This window comes from Vibrio sp. WZ-1, assembly GCF_052037695.1.
Lineage (GTDB): Bacteria > Pseudomonadota > Gammaproteobacteria > Enterobacterales > Vibrionaceae > Vibrio.
Genome location: NZ_JBQEQR010000074.1, coordinates 160,484 through 187,481, shown reverse-complemented (window position 1 = coordinate 187,481; position 26,998 = coordinate 160,484). Strand labels below are relative to the sequence as shown.

Here is a 26,998-nt window from a genome sequence, read left to right as displayed (position 1 = left end):
CCAATTCGCTTTTAATTAGATGCTCGGTTTGACTTGCATTGCGATATCAGGCGGTGAGGTAAGTTCCTGTGTTCAATGGCTATCGTTTTGATGTTTGGGGTGGCAGTTGGAACAATACTTACATTATGTGTTGTTCCTGTCTTTTATCGACTGTTTTTTAGAGTACAAGTGTTGTAGATAAAAGAAGGGCTCCAATTGGGAGCCCTATTTATATACAAATCTCTATGCTGTTCGGTAGCGTTCTAATATCTTACCAAGCGAAACAGACGCTTGAGTAAGGTTTGCTACACCGACAGTCGATTGCTCGGCAACGTCTTTGATGGTATTTGATTGGGTTCGAATGTCAGATAATTCAGACGCGATATCATTAGCGACAGCACTTTGCTCTTCTGCTGAAGTTGAGATCTGAATACTCATATCCATCAATGAACGAGCTGAATCCGCTATAGATTGTACATCTTGACCAATTTCATCAATCAACTGGCTGCTTGTTTGCGCTTGTTTTACTGTTTGCTGCGTGATTGAAGCGATATTTTGGCTTTCTGATTGTAACTTTTCAATCATTGCCTGAATCTCTACAGTTGCCTGCTGAGTTCTGCTTGCGAGCGTACGAACCTCGTCGGCAACAACTGCAAAACCACGCCCTTGTTCACCTGCGCGAGCTGCTTCAATCGCCGCGTTCAGCGCAAGAAGGTTGGTTTGTTCTGAAATAGCATTGATTGTTGTAATCACCTCATTAATCTGAGTTGTGTTCTCATTCAGGCTAGTGACAGAACTTGACGCTTGCTCAATGTAACTAGAAAGGGTTTCAATTTCAGAAATTACGGACTGCACGCGTTGACGACTGCTATCAATTTGGTGGCTGTCTTGTTCAGAGCGTTGCATTGCGTTTTGAGCAATAGAAGAGACTTCATTTGAGGATGCTGTCATTTCTTCCATAGCGGTCGCTACTGAATCAAGAGATTGATACTGCTGTGTGATTTGAGTTTCGCTTAGTTTCATGTCCTGCTCAAAAGCGGAGGATGTTTCACTAAGTGTATTGGCGTTGTCCTTTACGTTATCCACCAACTCTGAAAGAGTATCCATCGATTTATCGAGCGCGCAACCAATCGTACCAAATTCATCACGACCAGGGTGGAAGCCAAGTCGTGAAGTCAGGTCACCATTACCGATTTTTTCAGTTGTCGTGTAAAGCACCCAAAGTGCACCACCTAAGAAGGTCGCAACCCAGTAAATAAAGATACCAAATGGAATAGCCCAAAGGTAACTGATAAAGAAAGTGAATAGGGCATCAGCCTTGGCATCTTCATACCGTTTACTGCTATTGATGGTCAACTGTACATTTTGGCCGTTATCGAGCTGACCTGATACGGTGGTAATACCATTAATAAAAGACGAACCGTTATGTGTGCTCACCTGAGTTAGGCCAGATACATTTGGTACGGAGTCGCCATTTGAAGAAATAATGCCTTCAAGTTTACTTTGAGCTAGTTCAACTGCGTGATTTTCAAATTGTTCAACTTCGTTGAAATACCTAGTGGTTGCGAGTGACGTCAATGTCACGAAGAACATTAAGAATATGACCCACATTTTGTCGTTGATCGACATTTTGATAAAGAGCCGATCTATGGTTCTAAACTCAACTTCTCTCATTCGTTGCTCCATTTGAGATGGTTGGGGGGAGGTGGTTAAAGTTAAAGGTATATCGAAACAAAATATGCGATGGAGCGCAGCAAATTATGTAACAACTAGTTAGTGGATTTCAATAAATGCGATCTTAGATCGCATATAACAGTATTTCATTCTAATAAATTGAGCCATTTAATAAAATGGAAAGTGCAAATGATTGAGTAGTAATTTGTGGGGGACTATACCAGTTGTTAAGCAATCAAATTACGAATGGTTGCTAACGTCAGATTGAAGATGGGAAGGAAAAATGACAACTAACGCGATTTTTGAGCTCTTATCGCAAACGTTTACTTATGATTCCTGTCATAGCTTTCTAAATCTTTACTTCTCGCTGTCATGAATGTGTCATATAAAGGCTATAAAAAGGAGTTACTGTCATCAACAAAGAAGAGATATGGCGGTAAAAATGGAAGCATGTTTGCTTCAGGAGATATAAACAAAGGAGGTCACAATGAGCGACCAATACCAAAACGACGAATGCCTAGAGATGCTTGATGCTCTTGAGATCGGTATTATCTTGTCGGACTACATTGGCTCAGAAGACGAAGCCGAATAAGTACAATTTGTACTCTCACCGCGTCACAACAGACGTTATACTAAGTTCATGTAAGACGAGCCAAAAGGCCACTCACAGCGTCTAATGAACTTTCTAGCCCACCTGCATATTGCAGACCACTGTAATAGCCATTTAATGGGAAACTTGCTTGGAGATTTCGTAAAGGGAGATCCAAGCAAGCAGTATCAAACTGATATATCCAATGGCATCAAACTTCATCGCTTTGTTGACCGCATTACCGATCATCACGCCATAGTGCAAGAATGTAAAACACATTTCACCGGTGTGGCTCGACGTTTTGCGCCCATCGCACTCGACATGTTCTGGGATCACTGTTTAGCCAAGCATTGGCATTCATTTAGTGAGCAATCGTTAGATTCCTTTGTTTGTTATGCTTATCAGCAAGTGAACGACCAAATTTCAGACGATTTACCACCACGCTTTCTATTGCTCCATAGCCGAATGTGGGATGGGGGGGGTTACAGTCCTATCAAAACTTAGAAAACATCGAGTTTGCGCTTCATCGAATGTCTCAAAGGTCAGCTCGTATGGCAGACCTTACAACGACATTTCCCGTTTTGGACAACGAGTATGCGCAGCTAGAAGCTCAGTTTTCAGAGCTCTATCTAGATGTCCTGCATCAATCCGTTGAATTTCATCAACAATTAATAAATTCATAGCTTCTAATCGGCTAAAGGTAGTATGCAAATAGGGGCTCTGGTAAACTCTGCGCTCCAAAAATTATGAGGTTTACCATGTCCGTTAATTTTGCTGACCTTGGCATTGAGCAACAGCTGATTGATACCCTGAGTGGTTTGAATATCGTCACCCCGACACCCGTTCAAGAAAAGTCGATTCCACACGTGTTAGAAGGAAAAGACCTACTTGCTGCTGCGCAAACGGGGACCGGTAAGACGGCTGCGTTTGGTTTGCCCATAATCCAAACTGTTCTGCAACAGAAACGTAATCGCACGCCACAAGCGTTGATTCTTGTTCCCACACGAGAGCTCGCTCAGCAAGTAATGGATAACCTTACTCAGTACGCAACAAGCACTGACCTTAAGATTGTTTGTGTTTATGGTGGTACTAGTATTGGTGTTCAAAAAAACAAGCTGGAAGAGGGCGCGGATATTCTTATTGCAACGCCAGGCCGCTTGCTTGACCACTTGTTTAACGGCAATGTAAACATCTCAAAAACGGGCATTCTTGTTTTGGATGAAGCGGACCGTATGTTGGATATGGGTTTTTGGCCAGATCTACAGCGCATTCTTCGTCGCTTACCGCAAACTAAGCAGACAATGCTGTTCTCTGCAACATTCGAGAAACGTATTAAGACCATCGCATATAAGCTTATGGATGCGCCAGTTGAAGTGGAAGTGTCTCCTGCAAATACTACTGCTGAAACTGTGAAGCAAATGGTTTACCCAGTGGATAAAAAACGTAAGCGTGAACTGCTAGCGTATTTGATTGGCTCACGAAACTGGCAGCAAGTATTGGTATTTACAAAAACCAAGCAAGGCAGTGACGAACTCGCTAAAGAGCTTAAGTTGGATGGCATCAAAGCAGTGTCGATCAACGGTGATAAATCTCAAGGGGCTCGCCAACGTGCACTTGATGAGTTCAAAGAAGGTAAAGTACGTGCGTTAATCGCAACCGATGTAGCGGCTCGTGGTTTAGATATTCAGCAACTTGAGCAAGTAATTAACTTCGATATGCCATTTAAAGCTGAAGACTACGTTCATCGTATCGGCCGTACTGGACGCGCTGGTAAATCGGGCTTGGCAGTCTCTTTAATGAGCCGAGATGAAGAATATCTGTTGCATGCGATTGAAAATCTACTTGATCAACGTTTACCACAAGAATGGTTAGAAGGTTTTGAACCAAGCTTAATCGAAGAGGTTGAGCCTGAGCACAATGGTGGTGGCCGTCGTAAGAGCCGTTCTGCAGAAAAACGTAAGCTAAAAGCTAAGTTAGCTATCCACAAAAACCGTGGTAAAAACCGCCGTTAGAAAAGGTGATGGAAGATATCAGTAACCCTGATTACGCTGTCTTTGCTTCTTGGTGCGCTTCAAGCGTTTGCGGCATAGCCAATAAGTAACCTTGATACATATCGAAACCGAGTTTTTTCATTAAATTAAGTTGATGCTCGGTTTCAATTCCTTCGATAACCGTTTTTGAGTTGATTTCCCTCGCTAGAGTAAGTGCTTGTGTCAGTTTCTGGCTATCACCATTTTCGTACTGTAACAACAGCGATCGGTCGAGTTTGATAATGTGCGGTTTGACACTCTTGGCCCGTTCTTTGGTTGACGCATTTATTCCGTAATCATCAATCGCCAGCATATAACCGCTATGACCTAGTTTTCTCGTTGCATGGTGAAGTGTCGCTTCGCTACTTGCATCCACTTCGACGAGCTCCATCACAACTTGTTGTTTTTGAACACCTGCTTGCTTGAGAGTTTTCTTCAATAGGTTGTAGTAGGAGCGATCCAGTGCCAGCATTTCTGCGGCTTTTGGGAGTACGTTTAAAAACAGTTTTTTGGCGTGAAATCTGGATTGACCGAAGTTTTGGATATGTATAAGTCGACTTAAGCGTTCAACATTGAGTTGATCACTTTCTTTAACGGTGTTTGAATGAAAAAAAGCATCAGGTCGTATCATCAACCCGTCTTTATTTGAGATTCTCACTAGAGCCTCGAGACCAACGATCTTCAACTCATTCTGATATATGGGTTGAAAGACACTCCGCAAAGTAAGATGTTTGTACTTCGCAACAAACTGCCCGTCTAATTGTTTATAAATGCAACTGACTAGTTGCTGTATGCTCATCATTATTACGTAAACCTAAGCCAACTGCTTATTTTAAAAAGACTTTTAAGTATGAGAGTTACTTATTTTTCGCCAATAATCTTTATCTAATAGATTGTTATTACAGTTAGCAAGTCATGTCGTAAGAGATGATTAGAAATATCGAGCCGTTTCAAACTTCATGATGACAAATGTGATAGTGACAATGTCATTTTATGAGCTTCACCACTGTAAAACCGCATACAGTTGGAGGTACTTTCTAATGAGCTGTTCTTTGTTTGATCGTCTTAGCGGGTGCCCAAACTTGATATAGCACGGGCTGATACCAAAGCGTGAGTCTAGGGAGTGGGTTAATTGAGACTCACTCGTGTACAAGGTTATTCCTTGCTCTGTGTATTCATTTATTGAATCTGGAAGTTCCCCCATCCACCAATGCAGCAACTCTCTACTTGTTTTGCTTCGGCTAATCCAATGATCACTTACCAGCAGTAACAGGTCATTTGGCTGAAGGGCATAACCATATTCGCTTTGCCACTCTGTGATAGAAGACAATAAGTTTTCACGGCATGCCTTCCCCGCACTGACTAAGTGATGAGTTAACACCCATACAGTGCCTATTTCTGATGAAATTCGGTAGTGGTGAGGCTGTTCTGGAGTGTCGAGCACCTCTAAGGATTTGATCACGCTGTTATGACCAAAATGTGAAAGCGTATGTTCCATACGACGAGCAAACGCAATACCGAGGTGGTGTTCACTCATGCCCTGATTATGTACCGCTGGGTAATGCTTCTCACACAGCTTAAGACAATCGTCTTGAAAATCATTGACGCTTTGGATAACTAAGTCGAGTAGCAAGTATATTCCCTTAACGGTTACAAATTAGGACGGCAAAAGGTTAGCATAGTCTTTTCAGGATAGACTAATTGAGATCGGCAACTTCTTGATCTAAACATCAAAATTGAGAATAGAGTTACGCGAGATATATATGATTAAACTAGAAAGAGCACAAAAAGAAACCCTAGCTGTAGTCATTCAAGATTATATGCAAGATGAACTGAGCGTTGAGATTGGCCAGTTCGACAGCGAGTTTTTGATTGATTTCATTACGGAGAAACTGGCTCCAATCTATTACAACAAAGGGATTGAAGACGCAAAAGCAGTAATCGAAAGACGCATGCTAGAAATGAGTGATGAGTTGTATGAAATAGAACAAGAAGTCCAACTCTAAGTTTCCGTTTTACAAACGGTTTTAAGTTCCTTCAAATTTTTCGAACAAGTTGTTTTAACGAGTTATATTGGTTAGATGTAAAGGATGGTAAATAATCTGTTTCACACAAGGTAAATAAGTTAATGTTGTGTTTCTTGCTCAACATCAACTTAGGAACATATCTAGGAACGTGAGATGGAAACACTGGTAAAGAACTACAATCTACCTGCGCGATTTATGCATTGGCTATCAGCACTTTGTATCATCGGTTTGTTTGCTGTGGGGTTGTGGATGGTCGACCTTAGCTACTACAGCGAATGGTATCGTACGGCACCACATTATCACCGCTCTGTGGGCATTCTACTCGCAATACTCACTTTAGCGCGCATCGTATGGAAACATGTGACGGCGTCACCAAAAGTGGAAGGGAAACCTTATGAAGTGGTCGCGGCAAAAGCTGCGCATGGTGTGATGTATCTATTGCTTATCACTATCTTTATTTCAGGTTACCTCATCTCAACATCTGATGGTCGCGGTATCGAAGTATTTAATTGGTTTACGGTACCTGGTGCAGGGGAGTTATTTCCTGGTCAATCAGATATTGCAGGTGAAATTCACTTCTATGCGGCTTGGGCTGTGATCCTAATGGCTGGTTTGCACGCCGCTGCTGCACTCAAACATCACATTATCGATAAAGACAACACATTAAGAAAAATGTTAGGAGCTTCAAAATGAAAAAGTCACTTTTCGCTACAGGATTAGCTATTGCAATGGCACTACCGTTTGGTGCTAACGCTGCAGATTATGTTATCGATACGAAAGGCGCTCACGCATCTATCAACTTTAAAGTTAGTCACTTAGGGTACAGTTTCATCAAAGGCCGTTTTAACACATTTTCTGGTGACTTTTCTTTTGATGAAAACAACATCGCTGACTCTAAAGTGAACGTAGTGGTTGATACCACAAGCCTTGATTCTAACCACGCTGAACGTGATAAGCACATCCGTAGTGGAGACTTCATCGACGCAGGTAAATACAAAGAAGCAACGTTCAAGAGTACTAAGGTCGTAGATAAAGGTGACGGTAAGTTGAATGTGACTGGTGATCTAACACTCCACGGTGTGACTAAACCAATCACGATCGAAGCAGAATTTGTTGGTGCGGGTAACGACCCATGGGGTGGTGAGCGTGCGGGCTTCATTGGCCAAACTCGTCTAGAGCTTGCTGATTTTGAAATCCCGGTAATGGGTTCTTCTAGCTACGTTGATATGGAGCTGCACATTGAAGGTGTTAAGAAGTAATTTCTCCCTCCTTATCGCGTAAATGAAGAAAGCGCTCTGATTAGAGCGCTTTTTTTAGTGCCAACTTTTATTGTCAGTTATTATTTGTTTATGCCGTTTCTAGTACTTTGTCTTCAACTAGGTTTAGACGCTCGCCATATACAGGGCGAAGAGCTTTAAGAACTTCACAACGTGTTACCACGCCTACCATTACACCATTTTCTAGTACAGGAAGGACTTGAGGTTTGCTTACTTTGATGCTCTTAGCACGCTCTTCTAGAGAAAGAGAAGTCAAGCGAGTCGCCATTCCCATGCTTGTTGTTGGGTATAGTTGTTCTTTGTCGATACACAGGAACTCAACTACGTCCACCAAACGGTCACCTGCATCGATTGCCACAACATCACGGCTCATCAAGTCTACGACTTTTTGTTCTTGAGCTGGGATGTAATCTTGACACCACAATTCAACCATAACATCGTGAGCAGAGAAGAAACCTACAAGGCGGTTTTCAATATCAACAACTGGTGCACTGTTTAGATTGTTGTCTAATAGGGTATCTAGTGCAGTTGATACTGGCATTTCAACACTTAGTGTAACTGGTGTTGGGTTCATGATTTCTTTTACGATAGATGCGTTTTTCATAGTGAATTCCTTAACTGACGTGATGTTTGTAGTGTTTGTAATTGAAGTAACTTTTGCTGCTTTTAGTTCTGGTCGACGGTAGATGCACCAGTTTGCTAGACCAACAAGGACTGCGCCGCCAACAATGTTGCCAAGTGTCACTGGAATAAGGTTTGCAGTGATAAAGTGGCCAACGTTCAAATCTGCGTAGTGAGAAGCAGAAACGCCGACTGACGCCCAAAATGATTCCGGTGCGAAGTTTGCGATAACGATGCCAAGCGGTACCATGAACATGTTTGCCACACAGTGCTCAAAACCACTGCTAACGAACATTGCTACTGGCAGAATCGTCATTGCTGCTTTAGTCATTGCGTTGGCACTGCTAAACGTTAGCCAGATAGCAAGACAAACCAATAGGTTACACAGAATACCCAGAGCAAAAGCTTGAACTAAGGTGTGGTGTAATTTGTGTTGCGCGATGTTCAGTGCGTTTAGACCCCATTGACCTGCATCCATTTGGTACAGACCAGCAGCACTTACTAGCGCAAGTAGAAACATTGCCCCAATAAAGTTACCAACATAGACTTTGCCCCAAATTGACAGCATTTTGCCGAACGAGATTTGTTTGTTTGCCCACGAGATGCTTGAAAGCACTGAACTGGTAAATAGCTCGCCACCGCAAATTACGATGAGTATCAACCCCATACTGAACGCCAAACCACCAGCAAGACGGCTAAGTCCCCAACCTGCGTCTGCGCTGCCTGTTGTCACAGTGATGTAAAACAAGAAAGCAAGACCGATGAATGCACCAGCCATGATCGCTAAGCCTAGTGTCATGCTACTGGTTTTGTTTGCTTTACTTAGTGCAAACTTCTCAGCTTCAGCCATCATTTCTTTTGGTGAGAAATACTGGTGATTTTGAGCGTTGGTCACCGCCATAATGACTCCTTAGTTTGTGGTTCCATAAAAACTCCTTAGTTAGTGAAATCGAGACGTTTTAGTACCCGAAAATGAAGTAGTTATATTTTTTGTGTTGCGGTGTTCCCGAACCGCAAATCCAGAATAGGGCGCTCAGAGGTACAGGTAAAATTGATAATATTTAGAATCCTCATCAAATTATTTGATAAGATTTTTAATAGAGGTAAAATGAACCTTATTGCTTATTAAGCGGTGCATTAGAGAGTCAAAGAGTATTTGAAATACTCATTTTTTAGGGAGAACAGATTGCGTTACTCATTAAAGCAATTAGCAGTGTTTGATGCGGTTGCAGACACAGGTAGTGTCAGTCAAGCTGCGGACAAATTAGCACTTACGCAATCAGCGACGAGTATGTCGCTTGCACAGTTGGAAAAAATGCTTGGCAGGCCTTTGTTTGAAAGGCAAGGCAAGCAAATGGCCTTAACCCATTGGGGGATGTGGTTAAGGCCAAAAGCAAAACGTTTATTGCAGGATGCACTCCAGATAGAAATGGGGTTTTACGAGCAACATTTATTAAGTGGTGAAATCAGACTTGGGGCGAGTCAAACTCCAGCAGAACACCTTGTTCCTGACCTTATCAGTATCATTGATAACGATTTTCCAGAGATGCGTATTTCGTTAGGTGTGCAAAGTACGCAAGCAGTCATCGATGGCGTACTGGATTACAAATATGACTTAGGCGTGATTGAAGGCCGTTGTGACGATAACCGTTTGCACCAAGACATTTGGTGTCGTGACCATCTTACTGTTGTCGCAGCTTCCCACCATCCGTTTGCTCGTAATACTTCAGTGAGTTTGGCACAACTAGAACAAGCGAAATGGGTTTTACGTGAACACGGCTCGGGTACGCGCAAGATATTTGATAGTTCCATTCACCACTTGATTGAAGATTTGGACGTGTGGCGTGAGTATGAACACGTTCCTGTGTTACGAAGCTTAGTCGCCAACGGACAATATTTAACTTGTCTTCCTTACCTAGACGTTGAGCGCTACATTGAAGCGGGTGAACTGGTGGCGTTAAACGTGCCAGACTTGAAAATGGATCGAACCCTTTCGTTTATCTGGCGAGCAGATATGGCTGAAAATCCACTTGTGGACTGCATTAAACGAGAAGGATTAAGAATGATGAAGGGCAAACCTTCCGTTCTTTAGATGATATTCAAAATAGAATGGTTGATTTCTGGAATAGGCTCTGCGTTTTGTAGGGCCTTTTTTATGGTTTTTGCTAAATTTGTTGTGATTTTATTATTTTCGAAATCTGTTGATTTATCGGTTGCGTCAAATAATACGTGTAAAACATGCAACGTAGTGAGATATTAATGAGATCTTGATCACCGAAGTGTTGTGGTTATGTGCCTAGTATTGATTACCTGATTTCAATGTATGAAGGCAGTTTTCGAACCATAACGGTACGAAACGAGCAAAGCGGGCAAGAATACCATGACCACACTTTTAGCAATTTCGATTACCACTGGCATTCTCTCTGGCGTATGGGGCTGGATCGCTATTTCCCTTGGTTTGTTATCTTGGGCAGGCTTTCTTGGCTGTACAAGCTACTTTGCCTCCCCGACAAGTGGCTTGAAAGGGTTAGCCGAGAGCTTAATCACCAATATGACAGGCGTATTTTGGGCAATGGTTATTATCTATGGCTCAACGTATGTAGGTTTAGAGATTATCGGTTACGTAATTACTGCTGTTGTTGCGTTCTTCATGTGTATTCAAGCTAAGCAAGCTTGGTTAGCGTACATTCCTGGTACTTTTATTGGCTCATGCGCGACTTTTGCTGCAGACGGCAATTGGCAACTTGTTGTGCCATCGCTGATCTTAGGTGGCGTATTTGGTTATTTAATGAAAGCAACAGGACTTTGGTTACATGCGAAATCAGCCGCTACTTCTTCGCTCGCTGAGCAAGTGCAGTAGTGAACCCCCGATCTTATTTGTATCCGCTGTGTATTGAAACTTATCCCGTTCAATACAGTTAATCAAAATTACTGATTCTTGATACGAGCACACCAAATTGGTGTGCTTTTTTTTGCACGTTACTTAGATATCTACGTGTTCCCGTTCGCCATGGTGACCACACGTTTCAGTGTCCAACGTAACAAGACTGGAATGCACTCCATACCTTTTTCTTCACAATGAGCCACAATCGCCAACGCTAAATCGGGCTTCGCGTGTTTTTTCAATACTCTATTAATCACTTTTTTCGCCGGAATAGGGTGTTCATGAGGAACTTTGATGATGTCCTTAAAGAAAATTTCAAACCCGTTATTATAAAGGAAGTGTTCAATATCTCGATCTGGTAACTCTGTTAGACGATGGCGCTCTTGATCGTGACCTAGGTGAGCGCGCACAGTATTAGCGTATTTTTTGCCCGCAGGATCACCATCCGTGACAACATGCCAGTCGATGCCGAACTCTTGCGCAACTTTGACCAGGGATTTCAAACCAGATTGAGCAAACTCAACAATTTGAACGCCTTCAGCCGCTAAGTCATAACCACATTGTCTCGCGAGTTCATTAAACAACCATACTTCTGTTTCGCCTTCAACCAACAGCCAGCAACGAGCGAAAAGCGCGCCAGCTCTATGGAAGCGGATATGGAAACCGATTCGCCGTAATTGATCGACGCTGAATCGATTTGTGTTCAATGAAAGGGCCATGGTTCGATCAGATAAGCGAACCAGACGACGAATAGATGCTAGAGGTACTGAACCAAGCAAACGTGCACTATTAGTGGTGAGGATCTTTTGCATAGGTAGCAATTGAAGTAATCCCCATGCCCTTGACAGGTGAGTTGGATGTAACCGACCTTCCGGATCTTCGATGGTTAGTATCGGTCTTGCACACCGTCTAAGATCATTAGGTCCTTTGGCTTGCAAATAGGCGTTGAGCAGCCCCATCAATAACAGTCGTGTTTGTTTGTTATTCGTCTCTCTCAAAAACTGTGATAGCCCCTTTTCTGCAGAGGGACTTGCATAGAACAGGCCGTCGCGGGGCTTTCTAGGGTTACCCTTTTTAACACTGCGGAATGCAAAGTAGTGCTCTACTAAAGTGTGCATTGAGTCTAGGCTACTGCGAACTTCACCTTTGTTTACGTGGCCAGGCATGGCAAAAAGACGTCGACAAGTATTATCAATTCGTTTTTCTATACGCGCGTTTTTGCTATCCCCATTGACATGATTTTGTTGTGGGAAGCGGCGAGAGTCACGAAGTCTAATGACAGGATGCAATGTCATTAATTCGACGGCCAACTTTTCTGAATGGTGTAGTTGTTTTGGCTCGCCATTACAATCCAAGAAGGCGTATTTGGTAGTGATGTGGTGCCCATCTCGCGTTGCGCTTAATCTGTAATAGATAACATGCTCGTTATCTTCATTGATACACCATGTCGGTTTAATTCGTCGATAACGTCCGGCATTTGCTTCGTGCTTATCTTGAGCTTTGAAGCAGAGAACTATTTGGAGGTGCTGGGTTTGCGGATGCGAGATAGCATAGTCGACATGAAAGTCGGTCATTTCGAATTGATAGAGCGAACCGTTTGCAGGTAAGGCAAGAGACAGGGCGTCAAGAAGGGATGATTTACCCCAAGTATTCTCACCTATTAAGGTAGTCAGTTCGTCAAAAGAGAGTGAAAGGCGTTTGATGCCTCTAAACCCAGAGATTTCGATGCGTTCTAGTCTCATCTCACTCCTCCTTGCAATTATTTGAATTATCGAGGGTTCTTTCGCTTCTCTTAAGCATATATGAAATTGATCTAGGCAAGTTAAGCTCAGTTCACAAATTTAAGAGCATTCACCCTATGAATACAGACCGTTTCGGCGTAAAGTCGCTTTCAAGCTTGTACGCTACATGCATCTTGATCACGTTAAAATGAAATGACAATTTCTCTGTTTCATAAAATTCATGATTCTGTCATGATTCAGTTCTAATAATTAAAAGGAATGAAAAGAGAGAAGATGACGATGAATAAAAATCATAAGTCAGTCAGAATCAAACTGGCACACATCAATGACACTCATTCCTACTTTGAGCCAACGTCATTACAGCTAAAACTCAACATTGATAAAGAACGTACACTAGAACCTTATGTCAGCGCTGGTGGATTTTCACGTATCGCTACGCGTGTTGAACAACTTCGAGATGACGCATTACGCCAAGGGCAGGGTATGTTATTTCTTCATGCTGGTGACTGCTTCCAAGGTACCCTTTATTTCTCACTGTTTAAGGGAAAAGCGAACGCCGACCTGCTAAATGCCCTTAACATTGATGCGATGGCGTTAGGTAATCATGAACTTGATATGGGTAACGAGCCTGTTGCTCTATTTTGCCAGCGTACTAACTTCCCATTACTGGCGGGCAACTGGGACTTATCAAATGAACTGCCAACCAAAGATCACCGCATGAGTGACTGCGACAATGTATTGAGCTTCGACAGTGAGACTCAAAGCGCTCAATATCTTGTTAAAGAATTCAACGGAGAGAAAGTTGCCATCTTTGGCTTGTCTATCGACAAGATGAGCGACATTGCGAACCCAGATGTAGATACTCCATTTATTTCTGCTGTTGAAACCGCAAGACATACCGTTGAACAAATTCATCAAGCGGGAATCAACAATATTATCCTACTCAGTCACTTAGGTTACGAAGGTGATTTAGAACTCGCTGCTAAAGTTAATGGCATTGGCATCATTGTTGGCGGCCATAGTCATAGGTTACAGGGTGACTTTTCTGCTATAGGTCTCGGTGAAGACGATCCTTATGGTACCAAGGTCAACGACACCTACGTGGTACAAGCTGGTTTTCATGCATTAACCATGGGGCACTGTGTGCTTGAATTTGATGCAAACGGTAAGGCGACCATGCTCAGCGGTCAAAATGAGTTGTTGTTAGGGCGTCGAATCTTCTGGGACTCGACTCTAAATGAGCAACTTGACCAAGGCGTGTTTGAAGAGGCGTGTGACTTTATACATGGTCAGCCAAACGTGGTTGTCTGTAAAAAACACCCCGAAACGCAAGCAATCATGAATGACAAATATATTCCCCGAGTTCGTCAACTTCAATCTCAAGTGATTGCGAATGTCACAGATAAAAAGCGTCACATTCGAATACCGGATGAGTTTGGTGGTAGTGAACTGGCTCCTGCTGTCGCACGTTCATTTTTATATGCGCTAAACAAAAGGGGCCACAATGTTGATTTTGCCATTCACAATGCGGGAGGCGTACGTACGTCTCTAAACCCAGGGAACATTACCGTGGCGGATGTTGCCGGACGATTGTTGCCCTTTGCCGTTCCTATTGGGTGCTATGACGTCCGAGGGGGTGTAATTCGCTTGGCATTAGAAGGAGCGATCAATAACGCACTTAATAATGGTGTTGAAGGGACAGGCTCTGGGAGTTATCCATATACACATAATTTGAGTTTTGATTACCAAGGCGATGCACCAAAAGGGCAACGCATTAAAAACCTAGAAATATTTGATGGTAAGCGTTGGTGCGAGATTCAGGATGAGGCTTGGTATCGCGGCGCTTCTTCTGCCTACACGATGAAAGGCAAAGAGGGTTATGAAGCGTTGTTAGATATGAAAGACGAAGGTTTTGTTAGCAATCTTTCAATGGCTGATTGCTTTATCGAGCTACTGACGGACGAGCCAAACTGTTTGAACCAAAGTCACAAACTTTACTCCCAAGAAATCCAATAGCGCGAATTGGTATCTTTTTTGCCTAAGTTTTATTGCACATGCGAGTAAGAGGAAGAGAGTATGTGGAATAGCGATTGGGCTGATGCAGCAGTTGTAGTTGCATGGGTTACTGTTTGGTCAACATTGGTTTACTTTGTACCACTGACGGGCTTATAAAGACCAAGCATTCGACAAGAAAGGAGCACATAGGTGCTCCTTTTTTATTGAACTTATTATCATGGGTAATACTATCTGACTTAATCGTTTAGTTATTTGTATTCATAAGTTTTTTTTGTTGGACAATGCTCAGAGCAGGCGTATGATGGCGGCGTTTGGGGAGTAGTTAGCGCAAGTTTATTTATCGTCATCTCGTTAAGCATCAGCTTATCCGGTAAATAAAGGTGTCACTTGATTCGTCACGTGATCACTTCAACGAGACCAACGCATTCATTGGCTAGCAGATACATGGGTAATGTAACTGCTGGTTTGTATTGTTTGCGGAAGGTCAGCCCGAATAATGTCCTTCCGCATGGGAGGAAGCATGTCTCTTATCGAAAATACCACCCAATTAACCCAGTCTGTTCCACTGCAAGAATCACTGACAATGTACGGTGTATTTGGTCTATTTACCTTGGTTTTAGTTGCACTCGATATTTATCAGACTCGTGGCGGCGTGATTACCATGAAAAAGGCAATAGGCTGGAGCATATTTTGGTTCTTACTAGCGTTTGTCTTTGCAGGCTCTATCTATTTCTTCTGGGATTATTATGCGCCACATAGCGTGTATGCTCACGAGAAAGCAACGATATCATTCTTAACAGGTTACTTACTTGAGAAGTCATTAAGCGTTGATAACTTATTTGTGTTTGCGATTATCTTTGCGCAATACAAGGTGCCAGAGCATTTGCGTCCACGTGCTCTATTATGGGGTGTGATTGGTGCACTTGTGCTACGCGCGATTATGATCGGAGTTGGCGCTCAATTACTTGCACAATACCATTGGGTCCTTTACCTATTCGCAGCGTTCTTAATCTGGACAGGTATCAAACTAGCGCGAGATAAAGGTGAAGAAGAAGAGGTAAACCCATATCCAGAGCAATTCATTCGCAAGTTTTTACCAGTGACGGATGAGTATCAAGGCAACCATTTGCTCCTGAAACAAGCAGGTATGTGGGTCGCGACGCCGATGCTGATCGTTGTTGGTGTGATAGCGGTGATGGATGTAATGTTCGCTTTGGATTCGATCCCTGCAATTTTTGCAGTAACACGTGAACCGTTCCTAGTACTGGCTGCTAACGTATTTGCGCTACTAGGCTTACGTTCTCTGTACTTTGTACTTCAAGCAATGTTGGACAAGTTTGTGTACCTAAAACCAGCTCTATCTGTAATCATGATGTTCATTGGTACGAAAATGCTGTTGGTGGGCACACAATACGAAATTCCAACTGTTTGGTCACTTACGTTCTTGGTTACAGTAATGACAACTGCGGTTATTGCTTCTATCTATAAGAACAAAGCAACCAATACTGTTAGCGTTAAAATTACTAATCAAAACCCATAGTGATTTTGTAAAATCTAAAACGCTAGGAAGAATTTAAGGTTAAGGCAATGTTACAGAATAACTTGGGTTTACAGACGTAAATCCAAGTTATTCAACAAAAGATACGCTTATTTGCATAATTATGCGTTTGTTTGGGTTTTGTATATCAGCAGGTTGTAATGAATTTGTTTTATAAGAAAAACTAATCTGAATGACCAAATTTTGTCATTTTTTGCTTTGATAAAAAATGACTAATATACAACCAACAAAACAAATTACTGCTTTTAAAGAGAGGCAATCATGGCACAAGCAATGCAAATGACAAATGTAGCTTTACCAACCTCTATGGATAAGAAGACCTACGCGGTTAACTTCAAAGGATTGATTGCTCACCTATTAGACATTCTTTTTGTAGATAACTCTGCACCTCGCAGTTACTACGCAGAAGATTTGTCTTCTCATATTCAGAAAGATATCGGTATGTACCGTTAATCTGACTGGAAAGCGAATTGAAAATGCCGGCGTAATCGCCGGCATTTTTGTATTCAATAAATACGAAAACGGGGTTCCAACTGGAACCCCGTTTAGCATAAAAAGTAATATTGAGATTACTTCTTGCGGCAGTACTCTGCGATCACGTACATTGACTGACCGCCGTTTGCCTTACCTGAAACAAGTTTAGGATCGTCACCAAGGCTGATACCACGAATAACAGTACCTTGTTTGATTACTTGGTTAGTACCTTTAACTGGTAGGTCTTTGATTACTGTTACATCGTCACCTTTCTTAAGTTCAGTGCCGTTGCAGTCAACAGTTTTGTCATCAGCAGACATACCTTTCATAGCCCAGTTCATCTGCTCTTCTTCCATGTACATCATGTCAAGAGCGTCTTGAGCCCAGCTTTCTGTGTTTAGGCGAGTAAGTTGGCGCCATGCAGTTACTTGTACTGCAGGAACCTGACTCCACATGCTGTCGTTTAGGCAACGCCAATGGTTAATGTCTTTAGGATCTTCAATCTCACCATGGCACTTATCACAAACCATAATAGCAGTATCAACAGTCACGTTACCGTGTGGTGGAACCGCGTAAGCAGTTAGTTGAGATTCAGAAGAACACAGTTCACATTTTGACTCGCAGCGAGCAAGCAGAGTAGCTTCGATAGACATAAGGACTCACCTTAGTAATGTTTTTTGGGTGGCGGTATTATCCACTTTATCCTGAGAAATAAAAGGGTGTTAGAGAATTAAAGGCGAGATTTTACAATATTCCAACCTGAAAGGAGTGAAGATGTAAAATATTGGCTAAAGTAATAATATCTAGAATATAAATAATGGTGCTAATTGTTTTGAATGATGAATCAGTAGTATCGATAAATTGTAAAGCGTATGGATAACGCCTCCCAACTTCTTGGGAGGCAAGAGGTCTAGCGTTCTATTATTTGTACTATCTCATCTTGAGAAATACTCATTTCTTTGCCATCTACATCCTCATACTCATACATGCCGGTTTCTTCATTCAAATCTGGCTTTCCGTATGAGGTGATAATTTTCCCTTCGTTGGTAGACATAAGATATTGGCTACTACTACAAGCCACCAAAAGAACAGCAGTAACGACAACGGCTAACGCTCGCATAGAAGTTTCCTTGTTTCAGATTAGTGAACTACAACAACTCTTCAAATATAGCAGAGGCACCGAAAAGGATTGCATCATGGGCAAATAAAAACGCCCAGCAAAAGGGCTGGGCGTTTTAAGCAGATGATGACTTTCTATTTTAGTACCGTTGTATTCGTTACTGTGGATAGAGAGTTGTCTTTAATGAAATCGGCGTTTTGAGTCTGCATTTCAAAGTAGTACGGTTGTTCAATAGTCGTTAACGGCAGAGCAAATGTACTGTGCTTACCATCACTACCAAACTGAACGAAGCTCGCACCGCCAACAACACTTGTGTCTGATGCATTAACGACTTTCAGCCCTAACTTAGCCGCTAAAGGTTGAGTACCAGCAAACGGAGCGCCAGGAACACTATTTGGTACTGTGTCATCACCTTCGACTTGAGCCATGTAGAATGGTGTTGATAAAGTACCACCTGCTGTTAGATCGCTGACGTTACTATATGGATCTACAGTATCCAATGCAGTCTGTGCGGCATAAATAAATGAACTGAACCCAGAACTCAAAGCGGCAAGTTGCTCAGGTGTTGCAACTGCCTCAAATGCCTCGTAACACTTCTTATCTTCAATATCAGAACAACTTGCATCGGCATAGCTTCGGTAATCAGAAGAAGCTGCATAGGCTAAGTTGTGCTTAATTTGAGGACCATAGCTTTCTGAGCCAAGTAACAAATTACCAATTTGCCCGCCTGAATTAAACAGTGAAGCGGAGCTAAACGTGTACAGAGCATCAGCTTGTGCTGAACCCAGTGTATTGTTTGCTGCTGCGACGGTAGATGCACCAACAATACCACCAAGCGAGTGACCTAGCATCTTCACTTGAGAACCAGCGACAGGATTAAAACCTTGAAGAGGGCCGCCAACTAACAACCCACCTTGCGCTGATACAACTAAGCTTGCTCGCAGGCCCAGTACATCAAGAATACTTTGACGAAGGTTATCACGTGCTACCGCAAGGTTAGAAAGGTTCAGGTACGCAAGAACATCAGCATTAGCCGAACGCTGATCATCTAGGCTTCGAGTTCCATGGATAGGTAAGTCGATCGCGATTACAGCGACCCCTTCTTTCACCATGTTGAACGCAAACGCGTAGGCGTTCTCTTTTGCAGACGTTATGCCGTGTTGGTAGATAACCACATCTTTTGCTACTGCATCTTTAGGTGTGAAAAGTAACACTTCAACATCTTCAACTGACTTTACCTGAGGCACAGGCGAATAACGCGTAATAAGGCGCTCTTCATCCAACCGTTGACCATTAGAAAGGTGCAGCTCAGTTCCAACAAGCTTAAGCTGTTCACTCACATCGGTAGCGAGCTTAGTTGGGTCAATTCCAAGTTCTAACAGCGATGCAAGAATGGCTGGGTCCTCAATAGACGCATCTACTTTAGCTAAACTTGGCATTGCCGATTCCATCGGCTGCATATTCCAGTTTGTGCCTTGCTCAAGATAATGAGGCAGGCGAACCACGCCTTGGGTCACATTAACGTGAGCACCAGACATTGCATACAGCCCTTTAATCGCCTGTTTTAATTCAGGAGAAGAAGAGAAATATTTGTCGAAATCTTCATCGCTATCAAATGCCGTAACAAAATCCTGAGTTTGCCCCAGAGATAGTGTGTAGGCGGTTGATAGTTCGATGCCTGTTTCTGCTGGATCGTTTTTATACAGAGCGTTCAGTGTGTTTGCTCCGGTAGAAAAACCGGTTGCCGTTACACCTTTCACTGCAGCGAGCGTATCACCAACAGACTGAGTGCTAAACCATGAAGAGTAAACGATATCAGCAGGATTAATGTTTGCTAAGCCAACTTGAGTGGCTATACCAAAGATACCTTCAATTCCTGTTGTTGCTGCTTGCACTAGCGCAAGATCGCCAGTTTCGTACTTAACTTCTTTAGACTTAGCGACCGCATAGCTAGAAGAGGTTCCGATAGGGTCACCGTTTACATCATTCACGTCTTGTGTCACCGCGAATACGTACTCGCTGGACTCGTCAAGAGCATCAGCAAACTGAATGTATAAAGCGTTACCATTTGCTTGAACGACAAAGTCTTGATTGATGGTTAAGACTTCGGAGATAGGGTTTGAAGCGCCATCCCAGTCAGTCAAGCGTTGATTAATTTTGATCACGCTAACACCAGACGTTAGCACGCCTGTAGCAAAACCGTCGCCTTTGAAGTTTAGTACGATAGGCATAGTGGTTGACCAACCATCCATCGTATTCATGGCTGCGCGAGGGTTTGTTAGCTGATCATCGCCACCTGTAGGGATAGCAAGTGTACCATCGCCAGAGTCCATTAGTAGGAATGACGGGGCAGGGACATCTGCATTTGCTCCCTGAAGGGTAAAGCTAATTTCAGTGTTTCGATCCAACAGCGCTTGCACTGCAGGCTCAAATGTTACGGTTTCAGACGTGCCTGAACTTGATGTGTTATCACCACAACCAGCGAGTAGGATTGCAGAACAAAGCAGCGATAGTTTGAATGTGTGTTTCATTGGTTTACTCCGTTATCCTATTACTTGAACGTGTAGTTCATCTGTACTGCGCTGATGTAAGCGGTACCTTCTGAATCAAATGTGATCTCTTGGCCCGCGGCATTGGTTTCTTTAAAAGAACCAGACTTACTCTTCACGAAAGCGAAGCCTGCATCAAAGGTAAGGTTTTCTTTCATTGCGTAAGTAACGCCAGCGCTATACCAAAAACGATCACTGTCAGGGATACTTAGAGTTGCTTTACCCGCTTGTTCATCAAAAGCTAAGCCTGCACGAAGGGTCCACTCTGGATTAAGTGTGTAGGTTGCACCGAATGAGTAACGGTTATTGTCTTCATACTTTTCTGGTTTATAGAAGCATTGGCCTGCAACGCCATCGTTACATTGTGAGCTTGTTGCTTTCAGCTCTTCGAATGTGCTCCAGTCTGTCTGTTGCCACCCATAATGGATAGCCCACTCATCAGTAAGTTGGTGGAATGCAGATAGCTCGATGATAGAAGGAAGAGAAATTTGTAAACGACCATCTACTTTTGGTGCCGAGGCGATGCCTGAATCGTAGCTGCTAAACTCTCCTTCATCGAAGTCAAGATCTACCTTAGAGCGGTAACCGAAACCAAAACGGTTGTTTTCATCCAATTCGTAGAGGCCTCCGATATTCCAGCCCCAAGCAATGGTATCGCCTTCCATGCCAATAAGGTTGTCGGACGTTTTGCTTCCAGAACCAAATAATGGCGCAAGTGCACCTTTGTGACGAGTAAGCTTCGCGTGAGCATATACGAGGTTAATACCACCCCCGATACTAAATGACTCGTTTATGCGGTAGGCGATATTCGGGTTAATGTTAACTGATAGCAGAGATGTATCACCGGCCATGTCGCCAGCTGAAATATCATTTGGGTAGTCTGTTGCAACGCCATAAGTCGTAAACATGCCGATACCCCAAGCCCATTGGTCATTAATTGGGCTGATGTAGTAACCTGCAGGGACGATCTGCAGTGGTGCTACGTCGTCAGCATGTTCCTTGTGATAGGTGTCATAAACATTAACTTCAGGGTCAACGATAGATAGCGCACCTGAAAACTGAGCCTCTTTGAAAAGTGTCATAGCAGCAGGGTTACGTGCAAGGACGCTAGCGTTGTCCGCTACTGCGCCTTCACCTGAAAATGCTCTACCAAGACCAGATGCCGAATGTTCAGCAACCTGAAAGCCCGCCGAGTGGGCGTTACACGCAAACAATATTGATATTGTTAGCAGAGAGCAGTGCTTCTTGTTCATCCTTGACCCTCCTAGGGTGTCATTATGGTGGACCGAAGTCCTTGTAATTGTTGTATCGTGTCTACACCTGTTGTCATCGAAGCGACTTACAACCTTGATGTAAACGTAATGTTAATTCTATGTTTAATATCTTGTCAAAGATTGACTGTATTTTGTGTTTTAAATTTGATGCATAGGTCAAATGCAGTTTTGTAAGGGCATGTATTATGGATATATTTTTATAAGAAATGGTATGACCAGAATTCTTTTGTAAATCTAATGGCTAAAACGCCGTCAATGACCTCTTGTTAACAGGGTTTGTTGAAAAGGGAACTTAGGGCATAATCGCTAACTTAGTTACTCTTGTGGTTAAGGTGAATTTTGGAATTAATGAATATTGAGTTTTTAGGTCGTCCCTTGCGACTTGAGGGCTCTATGTCGGGGTGGCAACAATTGTTTTGGGACAATACTTTGGTGTCACAAATTGCTGCGAGTGATGACGATTCCGGACAGACAAAACATGAATTCAAACTCATATCAGGTGAAGAAGTTCTTCTATGTCAGCTCGATTGTGAGCTGAATTGGCAACCCTTTGATTATCGTTATCAACTCCGAGTAAATGACGAGTTTGTAAGCGAAGGTCGCCGAAACGAAAAAGATATTGAACGCCAAGTGCCAGTTGAAGCTCCACCTGCTGAGAATCGCTTTAGTTTGATAGGTCTTGTATCACTTGGAATGAAGGCGCTGAAAAGCGCAAAAGTGATTAAGGTCGCACTAGCATCAGCAAGTTTAGCGGCGTACTCATGGTTGTTTTCCATTGAGTTTGCCTTAGCGTTAGTGGCATGTCTTGTCTTTCACGAATATGGGCATATTCGTGCGATGAAGCACTTTGGTATGAAGACTAAAGGCATTTACCTTATCCCTTTTTTGGGTGGGTTGGCATTGAGCGATGAAAAGATAAATACACGATGGCAAGACGTAGTTATCTCGATCATGGGACCTTTCTTTGGGTTAGTGCTGAGCATTGTGTTTACTCTTTTGTACTGGATGACAGGGGAGATGATTTTTGCTGGTCTTGCTGTTTTTAACGCGTTGTTAAACCTCTTCAACCTACTACCAATTCTGCCTTTAGATGGTGGACATGTACTGAAGAGTATTACTTTCTCTATGAATACATGGATAGGTCTAGTCGGAAGCATCGCAACCGCCGCATTGGGTATCTACATTAGCTACGCATTCGGCTTAACGTTGCTAGGGTTCTTGCTAATCATGGGAATGTTGGAAGTTGTCATCGAATGGCGGTCAAGACATCATAGCCATTTGCTACCTTTAACGCGCTATGGACAAATATTTTCCTTTACTTGGTATTTGGTTTCAGTCGGTGGCTTTATTGCCATTATTTGGTATTTTGCGGGACTCGGAGATAGCTTACTCAGCTTACCTCTGCAAATTCTTGGCACTTAGCGACTAAGCACTCTACAAAAGAAGGCTCCGTAAATGGAGCCTTCTTTTTTGGAGTTCAGAGAGTAAAGTGTCAAATCAGCCACACTTAGGGGCTTTGGCATTATATGCGGGCAATGAACTGATTGTTGCCTGTAAGTCTTTGATGCGAGTGCTGTGTGAAGGGTGAGTCGAGAAGAACTCTGGTGGTTGTTCACCCCCGGCTTTACTCATGTTTTTCCAAAGATCAATGCTTTGATTTGGATTGAAGCCGGCTTTTGCCATGTAACCTAAACCTACTACATCTGCTTCAGATTCTTGGGTGCGACCGTACGGCAGCATTACACCATATTGCACACCCAAACCTAAAGCGGCCATGGTGGCCTGTTGGTACTGTTTGTATTCAGAGGCGCCAATAGCTACATTCGCCAGAGAAAGCCCAGCATTGGCAAGCTGGCTTTGTGATAGGCGTTCATTACTGTGATCCGCAAGAACGTGTGCGACTTCGTGCCCAATGACCGTTGCAAGTTGATCTTGGTTTTTAGCTACTTTCAATAAGCCAGTGTAAACACCTATTTTTCCACCTGGAAGCGCAAATGCGTTAACTTGGTCACTATCAAATACGACAACTTCCCAGTCTTTGAATCCTGCTTGAGGGGGGATAGTATCAGTAATATGCTTTGCGACGCATTGCACGTAAGCGTTTGTCTTTTTGTCCTTACTAATCGGAATCTCTTTTTTCATTTGCTCAAAAGAGTTAGCTCCCAAGGATGACATCTCCTGATCTGAGAACATTAGGATTTGGTTTCGACCAGTCGGCGAAGCACTACAAGCAGTGAGACCGGCGAGCGAAAAAAGAACAGACGCTTTGATCCATGTCTTCATAATGGGCTCCATATACAAATACTTTTTGTTTTGAACCAATAGTATAACGCGTAGTTAAGAAACGTTAAGTCATTATGTGGATTACATTTAGAGTTTCGTTTCGTCTTGAAGTCAGGATGCGTTCAGGACTATCCTAGACGCACTTTTAAAAGAAACCGCAACCAGTGCAATACTGGATGAAATAAGAGCAGACAAATGGGTATTTGGAAAAAGCCGATCGACCTGGACATTCTTAACGCAACGTCAAAAAATACCATGATGGAGCACCTACAAATCATCTATACCGATTTTACGGATGACTCTCTCACTGCGACTATGCCAGTTTGCAGTTTTACCCATCAGCCTCTGGGTATGCTTCATGGCGGCGCGTCTGTGGTATTAGCTGAAACCTTAGGATCGCTTGCCGCAAACTTCTGTGTCGGTGAGGGCAGTTATTGTGTTGGGCTAGATATCAATGCTAACCATGTAAGAGCCATGCGCAGTGGCTACGTAATTGGTACCGCAACTCCAGTTCATTTAGGTGTGTCTACACAAGTTTGGCAAATCAATATAACTGATGAGCGCGAACGTTTGGTTTGCACTAGCCGTTTGACGATTGCAGTAAAGCACCAGAAAGAAAAATCGGCATAAAGAGATTAAGGTACATATGGTTATTGAGTTTTCTCTTGGAAAAATTATCGCGACGCAGCGTGAAGTCGTCATTAAATTAAGTGGCAATGGAATGGTTACAATGCAAGCGCAAACCGATGCGATTCAGCTACTTGGTCGCGGTGCTAACGTGGTATTAGCGCACGGTGCAGAGACTAAATGGTCGATCAAATTGGACGATGAAGATCAATTACGCCAACTTGCGCAAGAAATTGGCATCGACATTCAATAATTTGCATCTCTAGGTTTGCACTTTATCCAAAAAATGAGGAAACTTAGTTTATCATTATGAAAACAGAAATTTCCTCTTTATGAGTAGCCCTCGTTTACGTGTTCAGTTCGAAACACTGTTTGAAAAATTCTCTGGTAATGACGCGGAAGTTCAACTCGATGATATTACCGATGCGCTTTTTTGTACTCGCCGAAATGCTAGAATCGTCCTTAACAAGTTAGAAGAAGAAGGGTGGATCGAGTGGCATCCGGCTGCTGGTCGCGGAAAACTCTCTAAACTGGTCTTTAAGCGTAATCGTAGTGACGTCAGTGAGAATCTCGCACGCCGTTACTTGGATGAAGGGAAAATTGGTCAGGCGTTAGAAGCGTTAGATAATGACGCAGCTAAACTCACTCAAGTCATCCAAGGCTATCTGGGTCTACAGCTCCGTCAAGGTGAGCAGGTCGTCCGACTACCTTATTATCGCCCCCTAGCGATGTTAAACCCGCAAAAGCCTATGCGTCGTTCTGAGCAGCATATCGCGCGTCAGGTATTCAGTGGTTTGACTAAGCTTGATGACAACGAACAACTACAACCCGATTTAGCCCATTATTGGGAAGCGCTTTCCGATACGCATTGGCGTTTTTACCTGCGCCGTGGCGTTCGTTTTCATAATGGCGAATTACTCAGTACCGATTGCGTCATTGAAAGTATCAGAGCATTAAGTGAACTGAATCTTTTCGCTCATATTGAAAAAGTGGTTTCCCCAGAGCCTTGGACGGTGGATATCCTTCTTGCACGCCCAGATAAGTACTTACCACTTGCACTGAGTGAATCCCAAGCGAAAGTACTATTACCCAGTACGTTACGTTCAGAAGATTTCGATCGTAAGCCGATAGGCACAGGTCCATTTCAAGTCAAAGTGAATGATGACAAACGTTTAATTCTGACAGCATTTGATGGTTACTTTGGGCTGCGTCCACTTTTAGATCAAGTGGAGGTATGGGTCATTGATGAAGCCTATTCGTCGATGGTGTATCCAAGCTTAACTAAACCTCAAATGGACAAACAAGCATCTACTGACGAAGTTGAGCTGGATCCTGGCTGTACTTTTTTACTGCTGAATAAAAATACAGGAATCGCTAAAGATCCGCGTTGGGCTGAGTTTTTAAGCCAAACATTAAACAGTTACCAAGTCTACGCCCATGTACCTCAAGATAAAGTCATAGAACTCGGCGTGCTGCAAGCATTTGGTTTGAAGCCGGGTTGGATTGATCTCAGACCAGCCATCGCAGGCGAGGTCCCTCAGAACGACAAAACTATTTGCGTGGCTTATCAGAAGAAACACCCGATGTTTCCTGTTATTGCCAAAGCAATCAGAACCTTACTTAAACCACATGGGGTTGATGTCGAGTTCATCCGTTATGACACGCAACCGCCGTCACCAGAAGAAGTGGATGTGTGGATCAAGGCAATGGGTATCGCGACAAATCGTAACGATGCGCTAGCCGGCTGGCTACTGGATTACAGTGACATTGATAAGTTCAGTGCTGGCTATGATTTCTCTGGTTGGGCAGGGCTGGTGGATCAATGGCGTGCTGGTCAACACAGTGATTTTCCCGCTCGCGAATTAGGCAAGCAACTAGTGAAGAGCTGCCAAGTCATTCCTATGTTCCACTGTTGGCTAGGGGTAAACAAAGATCATAGTGGGGCACTACAAAATGCTAAGTGTAATGCACTGGGATGGTTTGATTTCAGTAATGTTTGGGTAAAACCAAAAATAGAGAAAGATGGCGAAACCGAATAAAAAGCAACCAACTAAGACGGTTGAGATATATTGTGCGAAATGTAAAACACAACTGTTCAAATACCGTAAAGGTGGCAAGGGCGCGTTGGTTAAATGTTTCAAAGAGCGCATTGTTGAAGACTTTACCAACATACCTTGCATTTGCCCTGGGTGTGAACAAGAGTTTGCAAGAGACACGTTAGTTAGAGGTACGCCTGCATACAAAATGATTGGTGGCAAGGTAACGATGAAATAA

General features: G+C 43.1%; 24 protein-coding genes and 1 pseudogene. 15 read left to right on the top strand and 10 right to left on the bottom strand.

Going from position 1 to position 26,998, the window contains the following annotated elements:
• Positions 1–222: 222 nt before the first annotated feature.
• The gene (locus ACTS60_RS11020; RefSeq protein WP_440888263.1) at positions 223–1,653 is read right to left on the bottom strand and encodes a methyl-accepting chemotaxis protein; all 1,431 of its coding nucleotides are present in this window, start codon (positions 1,651–1,653) and stop codon (positions 223–225) included.
• Positions 1,654–2,329: 676 nt separating this feature from the next.
• On the opposite strand from ACTS60_RS11020, the pseudogene ACTS60_RS11015 reads away from it, so the two are divergent.
• Positions 2,330–2,925, top strand: a pseudogene (locus ACTS60_RS11015) (ACP phosphodiesterase).
• Between the two features lie 75 nt (positions 2,926–3,000).
• Positions 3,001–4,254 (top strand): DEAD/DEAH box helicase, encoded by a 1,254-nt coding sequence (locus ACTS60_RS11010; RefSeq protein ID WP_440888262.1) that lies wholly within the window; start codon positions 3,001–3,003, stop codon positions 4,252–4,254.
• A 31-nt stretch (positions 4,255–4,285) separates the two neighbouring features.
• Here ACTS60_RS11010 and ACTS60_RS11005 read toward each other — a convergent pair whose 3' ends face one another.
• Both ACTS60_RS11005 and ACTS60_RS11000 read right to left on the bottom strand, forming a co-directional pair.
• Positions 4,286–5,074 carry an EAL domain-containing protein gene (locus ACTS60_RS11005; RefSeq protein WP_440888261.1) on the bottom strand — a complete coding sequence of 263 codons (789 nt, stop codon included), beginning with the start codon at positions 5,072–5,074 and terminating at the stop codon, positions 4,286–4,288.
• Between the two features lie 198 nt (positions 5,075–5,272).
• The gene (locus ACTS60_RS11000; RefSeq protein ID WP_440888260.1) at positions 5,273–5,905 is read right to left on the bottom strand and encodes a hypothetical protein; all 633 of its coding nucleotides are present in this window, start codon (positions 5,903–5,905) and stop codon (positions 5,273–5,275) included.
• Between the two features lie 130 nt (positions 5,906–6,035).
• Between ACTS60_RS11000 and ACTS60_RS10995 the strand changes: the two genes are divergently transcribed.
• From ACTS60_RS10995 to ACTS60_RS10985, 3 genes are all read left to right on the top strand, one after another.
• A complete protein-coding gene (locus tag ACTS60_RS10995) occupies positions 6,036–6,278 on the top strand; it encodes a DUF2164 domain-containing protein (RefSeq protein WP_440888259.1) in 243 nt (80 codons plus the stop codon).
• A 174-nt stretch (positions 6,279–6,452) separates the two neighbouring features.
• Complete coding sequence (locus tag ACTS60_RS10990; RefSeq protein ID WP_010451892.1) at positions 6,453–6,992, top strand: cytochrome b; 540 nt, start codon at positions 6,453–6,455, stop codon at positions 6,990–6,992.
• Positions 6,989–7,558 (top strand): YceI family protein, encoded by a 570-nt coding sequence (locus tag ACTS60_RS10985; protein ID WP_440888258.1) that lies wholly within the window; start codon positions 6,989–6,991, stop codon positions 7,556–7,558. Before ACTS60_RS10990 ends, ACTS60_RS10985 begins: the two co-directional genes overlap by 4 nt.
• 88 nt (positions 7,559–7,646) lie before the next feature.
• On the opposite strand, the gene focA is transcribed toward ACTS60_RS10985, so the two are convergent.
• Entirely contained in the window at positions 7,647–9,098 is a 1,452-nt protein-coding gene (gene focA / locus ACTS60_RS10980) for a formate transporter FocA (RefSeq protein ID WP_440888257.1), read from the bottom strand.
• Between the two features lie 285 nt (positions 9,099–9,383).
• Between focA and ACTS60_RS10975 the strand changes: the two genes are divergently transcribed.
• Complete coding sequence (locus ACTS60_RS10975) at positions 9,384–10,289, top strand: LysR substrate-binding domain-containing protein (RefSeq protein WP_440888256.1); 906 nt, start codon at positions 9,384–9,386, stop codon at positions 10,287–10,289.
• A 288-nt stretch (positions 10,290–10,577) separates the two neighbouring features.
• Complete coding sequence (locus ACTS60_RS10970) at positions 10,578–11,057, top strand: DUF1097 domain-containing protein (protein ID WP_440888255.1); 480 nt, start codon at positions 10,578–10,580, stop codon at positions 11,055–11,057.
• 131 nt (positions 11,058–11,188) lie between these two features.
• Here ACTS60_RS10970 and ACTS60_RS10965 read toward each other — a convergent pair whose 3' ends face one another.
• Positions 11,189–12,823, bottom strand: a complete 1,635-nt coding sequence (locus tag ACTS60_RS10965; protein ID WP_440888254.1) for a DUF2813 domain-containing protein — start codon at positions 12,821–12,823, stop codon at positions 11,189–11,191.
• Between the two features lie 273 nt (positions 12,824–13,096).
• Here ACTS60_RS10965 and ACTS60_RS10960 point away from each other — a divergent pair, with 273 nt between their 5' ends.
• The 3 genes from ACTS60_RS10960 (at position 13,097) to ACTS60_RS10950 (ending at position 16,850) form a co-directional block, all read left to right on the top strand.
• Entirely contained in the window at positions 13,097–14,839 is a 1,743-nt protein-coding gene (locus ACTS60_RS10960; protein WP_440888253.1) for a bifunctional metallophosphatase/5'-nucleotidase, read from the top strand.
• A 520-nt stretch (positions 14,840–15,359) separates the two neighbouring features.
• Positions 15,360–16,379, top strand: coding sequence for a TerC/Alx family metal homeostasis membrane protein (locus ACTS60_RS10955; protein ID WP_440888252.1), 1,020 nt, complete (start codon positions 15,360–15,362; stop codon positions 16,377–16,379).
• A gap of 279 nt (positions 16,380–16,658) precedes the next feature.
• Positions 16,659–16,850 (top strand): hypothetical protein, encoded by a 192-nt coding sequence (locus ACTS60_RS10950; protein WP_440888251.1) that lies wholly within the window; start codon positions 16,659–16,661, stop codon positions 16,848–16,850.
• Positions 16,851–16,966: 116 nt separating this feature from the next.
• On the opposite strand, the gene ACTS60_RS10945 is transcribed toward ACTS60_RS10950, so the two are convergent.
• The 4 genes from ACTS60_RS10945 to ACTS60_RS10930 all read right to left on the bottom strand — a co-directional run bounded on the left by ACTS60_RS10945 (position 16,967) and on the right by ACTS60_RS10930 (position 21,793).
• A complete protein-coding gene (locus tag ACTS60_RS10945; RefSeq protein ID WP_010451854.1) occupies positions 16,967–17,524 on the bottom strand; it encodes a PhnA domain-containing protein in 558 nt (185 codons plus the stop codon).
• Between the two features lie 257 nt (positions 17,525–17,781).
• Entirely contained in the window at positions 17,782–17,991 is a 210-nt protein-coding gene (locus ACTS60_RS10940) for a YgdI/YgdR family lipoprotein (protein ID WP_440888250.1), read from the bottom strand.
• A 134-nt stretch (positions 17,992–18,125) separates the two neighbouring features.
• Positions 18,126–20,522 (bottom strand): VolA/Pla-1 family phospholipase, encoded by a 2,397-nt coding sequence (locus ACTS60_RS10935; RefSeq protein WP_440888249.1) that lies wholly within the window; start codon positions 20,520–20,522, stop codon positions 18,126–18,128.
• Positions 20,523–20,542: 20 nt separating this feature from the next.
• A complete protein-coding gene (locus ACTS60_RS10930; RefSeq protein ID WP_440888248.1) occupies positions 20,543–21,793 on the bottom strand; it encodes an outer membrane protein transport protein in 1,251 nt (416 codons plus the stop codon).
• 414 nt (positions 21,794–22,207) lie between these two features.
• Between ACTS60_RS10930 and ACTS60_RS10925 the strand changes: the two genes are divergently transcribed.
• Positions 22,208–23,236, top strand: a complete 1,029-nt coding sequence (locus ACTS60_RS10925; RefSeq protein WP_440888300.1) for a site-2 protease family protein — start codon at positions 22,208–22,210, stop codon at positions 23,234–23,236.
• A gap of 75 nt (positions 23,237–23,311) precedes the next feature.
• On the opposite strand, the gene ACTS60_RS10920 is transcribed toward ACTS60_RS10925, so the two are convergent.
• Complete coding sequence (locus tag ACTS60_RS10920; RefSeq protein WP_440888247.1) at positions 23,312–24,097, bottom strand: M48 family metallopeptidase; 786 nt, start codon at positions 24,095–24,097, stop codon at positions 23,312–23,314.
• Positions 24,098–24,292: 195 nt separating this feature from the next.
• On the opposite strand from ACTS60_RS10920, the gene ACTS60_RS10915 reads away from it, so the two are divergent.
• From ACTS60_RS10915 to ACTS60_RS10900, 4 genes are all read left to right on the top strand, one after another.
• Positions 24,293–24,727: a hotdog fold thioesterase gene (locus tag ACTS60_RS10915; RefSeq protein WP_440888246.1), complete on the top strand. Its 435-nt coding sequence runs from the start codon at positions 24,293–24,295 to the stop codon at positions 24,725–24,727.
• Positions 24,728–24,743: 16 nt separating this feature from the next.
• A complete protein-coding gene (locus tag ACTS60_RS10910; protein WP_440888245.1) occupies positions 24,744–24,977 on the top strand; it encodes a DUF3389 domain-containing protein in 234 nt (77 codons plus the stop codon).
• Between the two features lie 79 nt (positions 24,978–25,056).
• Positions 25,057–26,763, top strand: coding sequence for an SgrR family transcriptional regulator (locus tag ACTS60_RS10905; RefSeq protein WP_440888244.1), 1,707 nt, complete (start codon positions 25,057–25,059; stop codon positions 26,761–26,763).
• Positions 26,747–26,998 carry a hypothetical protein gene (locus tag ACTS60_RS10900; protein ID WP_440888243.1) on the top strand — a complete coding sequence of 84 codons (252 nt, stop codon included), beginning with the start codon at positions 26,747–26,749 and terminating at the stop codon, positions 26,996–26,998. Before ACTS60_RS10905 ends, ACTS60_RS10900 begins: the two co-directional genes overlap by 17 nt.